Source organism: Legionella drozanskii LLAP-1 (assembly GCF_001467585.1).
Lineage (GTDB): Bacteria > Pseudomonadota > Gammaproteobacteria > Legionellales > Legionellaceae > Tatlockia > Tatlockia drozanskii.
The window spans coordinates 1-514 of the sequence record NZ_LNXY01000014.1; the positions used below are offsets into that span (position 1 = coordinate 1).

A 514-nucleotide genomic window follows, 5' to 3' on the forward strand; every position below is an offset into this window, starting at 1 on the left:
AAAATTTAGGTCAGATTTCTCACAAAGGGCAAATCAGTCCAGCGCGTCGTATAGGCCGGTGATTTAAGTTCAGCGCGCATAGCCCAAGGTTTAGATGCCCCTTCGGACGCTAGACGAATCGTTTCTCGACCAAAGCGCGTATTGATTGAATCAAAGGCCTTGAAGAGTTTGTCTTTTTTTTGAACGACCTCATCGGAAAGCTGGTTAAAAAGGTCACTTTGTTTAAATGTTTTAGGGATTAAGCCTTCTAAGCAAACCCCGACTTTCTTATAGCTATAACCTGGTTTAAATAATTGCTTAAGGCAGCGTTTAGCAATTTTGGTAATCACCATTAAATCATCAGAGGCGTTAATTAATTTAAATTGCACTCCTTTACAGTATTGCGGTAAATCAGCGCGAAAGCGGTTGGTTTGCACAAAAACAGTCACGTATTGGGCAGCCAATCCTTCCCGCCTTAGTTTTTCATAAGCCCTTGCGCAATGAGAGCTCACCGCATTGGCAATTAAGGCAAAGT

General features: G+C 42.2%; 1 protein-coding gene. It reads right to left on the minus strand.

Annotated elements, in window-relative coordinates:
- Positions 1-5: 5 nt before the first annotated feature.
- Positions 6-514 (minus strand): DUF4113 domain-containing protein (locus Ldro_RS03985; RefSeq protein ID WP_157066455.1); only part of this gene is annotated, 509 nt, incomplete at its 5' end.